Here is a 2344-nt window from a genome sequence, read left to right as displayed (position 1 = left end):
TAGCTCATCACCTCGCCCATGTGTTGAACCTGCCCAACTGCGCTCAGCTGAGGCTTTCACCGAATGCCTTCCCAACCTCAACAGAGGAAAAGGCTAATCCTGCAGTCGAGAAAGCGTTGTGCATCCCTGTTGCCTTAACGTGTTCCATCAAACCCATTCGGCCCGGAGAGAATTGTATCGTGGGATACCTTTTCCCAGAATCCGAGCCCTTTCCCCGCAGGCTGCAGGCAGAGGCAGGGATCCCTTGCTGCCGGCATAATAGGGGTTCTGGGGTGGAGAATTAACAGCCTATGGTGCAGCAGGCCGGCTATGGATCTTGGCGATCCCCGATTACCGCTGACCTGGTGGTGACGGGATCCCTGCGCTTGGGACAGATGGTTTGGGATCAGGGGGATCTCTACTGGACGGAGGGCCGCCCGCAAGAAAAAGGGCGCAATGTGTTGATGCGGCGCTCTGCCGACGGGATCCTGGTGGAGCTGACACCGGCACCTTTCAATGTGCGGACACGGGTGCATGAGTATGGGGGTGGAGCTTATTGGGTGTCGGCAGGGGTAGTGTATTTTTGCAACTTCGCTGACCAACGGCTCTACCGCCTGCTGCCGGGTTCAGATCCCCAGCCCCTGACGGAAGCAGGCCCCTATCGCTATGCAGATGGGGTGGTGGATCGGGCGCGTGGACGCATCCTCTGTGTGCGGGAAGATCACAGCCGCCAGGGAGAGCCGGAAAACAGCCTTGTCTCGATTGACTTGGAAAGCGGATCCCAGCGCGTTTTGGCCTCTGGGCACAATTTCTATGCCAACCCTCGCCTCAGCCCCGATGGCCAGACCTTGGTATGGCTGACCTGGGATCACCCCCAAATGCCCTGGGACGGCACAGAGCTGTGGCGGTCTGAGGTGAACCCTGACGGCAGCTTGGGAGAACCTCAAAAGCTGGCCGGTGGCCCTGCCGAGTCGATCTTCCAGCCCCAGTGGTCACCGCAAGGGGATCTCTACTTTGTTTCGGATCGCAGCGGCTGGTGGAACCTCTATCGCTGGGATCCCCAGGGCCCCATTCCCCTCTGCCCTATGGAAGCGGAGTTTGGAGAGCCGCAGTGGGTGTTTGGCCTGAGCACCTACGGCTTTGCTGGGGATGGGCGCATCCTGGCCTGTTATGAACAAGACGGGCTGTCTCATCTGGCTTATCTGGATCCCCATTCAGGACAGTTGGCAGGGATCCCCTTGCCCTACACCCAGATCAGCGGTTTGCAGGTGAGTGGGGAAAAAGCCGCTTTCCTGGCCGGATCCCCGACGGAAGCCACTGCCTTGGTCTGCCTAGACTTACCCTCCAGCCAAGTGGAGGTGGTGGCCCGTTCCAGCAGCGTGGCGGTGGATCCCGACTATCTGTCGATCCCAGAGCCTATTGTTTTTCCCACCGGCGGCGGCAAGGCAGTGGCCTATGCTTTCTTCTATCCCCCCAAGAACCGCGACTTTGTTGCTCCCACTGGCGAAAAGCCACCCCTATTGGTGAAAAGCCACGGCGGGCCCACCGGGGCGACGGCAGCCGTGCTCAACCTGGGGATCCAATACTGGACCAGTCGGGGGATTGCCGTTTTGGATGTGAACTACCGGGGCAGCAGCGGCTATGGGCGGGCCTATCGGGATGCTCTCAAAGGCCGGTGGGGCCTGGTAGATGTGGAAGATTGCATTGCCGGATCCCAATTTTTGGCAGAACAGGGCAAGGTGGATGGGGAACGGCTGCTCATTCAGGGTGGCAGCGCTGGTGGCTATACCACGTTGGCGGCCTTGACCTTCCACAGGGTCTTCCGGGCGGGTGCCAGCTACTACGGGGTGAGCGATCTGGAAGCCCTAGCCCAGGAGACCCACAAGTTCGAGTCTCGCTACTTGGACAGCCTTATTGGCCCCTACCCAGAGCGACGGGATCTCTACCGGGAGCGCTCCCCCATTCATCACCTAGAGGGCCTCAATTGTCCGGTTATCTTCTTTCAAGGCTTGGAAGACGCCATCGTGCCCCCCAATCAGGCAGAGAGGATGGTGGCAGCCCTACGGGCCAAAGGGATCCCGGTGGCCTATGTGCCTTTCGAGGGAGAGCAACACGGCTTTCGCCAGGCGGCCAACATCAAACGGGCTTTGGAGGCAGAGCTTTACTTTTATGCCCAGGTGTTGGGGTTTCCGCTGGCAGAACCTCTTGAGCCGGTTCGGATCGAGAACTTGGACACCTGATGATGACTGCTCAATGGGTCGAATAGAAAGGGATCCCGTCCCATCTATGGCCCATTGTTGCTCCACAACGCTGTCGCGACAGAGCAGCCCCTCTATGATGGACTTACCAGCCAACCCGGATGGAG

1 protein-coding gene is annotated in these 2344 nt (G+C 59.5%); it reads left to right on the top strand.

The genetic code is table 11. The features are described from left to right. Positions 1-290 precede the first annotated feature (290 nt). On the top strand, positions 291-2219 hold the full coding sequence (locus tag NW829_RS09100) for a prolyl oligopeptidase family serine peptidase (protein WP_414416922.1): 1929 nt from the start codon (positions 291-293) through the stop codon (positions 2217-2219). Positions 2220-2344 lie beyond the last annotated feature (125 nt).

Source organism: Synechococcus sp. R55.8, from assembly GCF_047461895.1.
In the GTDB taxonomy this organism is placed as follows: Bacteria; Cyanobacteriota; Cyanobacteriia; order Thermostichales; family Thermostichaceae; genus Thermostichus.
Note: the sequence above shows the minus strand (reverse complement) of the source record. Positions and strands in the feature narration are given on the sequence as shown.

What these genes read in the sequence shown, in the direction of transcription:
- NW829_RS09100 (WP_414416922.1), top strand. Translation starts at nt 291, where the DNA reads ATGGTGCAGCAGGCCGGCTATGGATCTTGGCGATCCCCGATTACCGCT.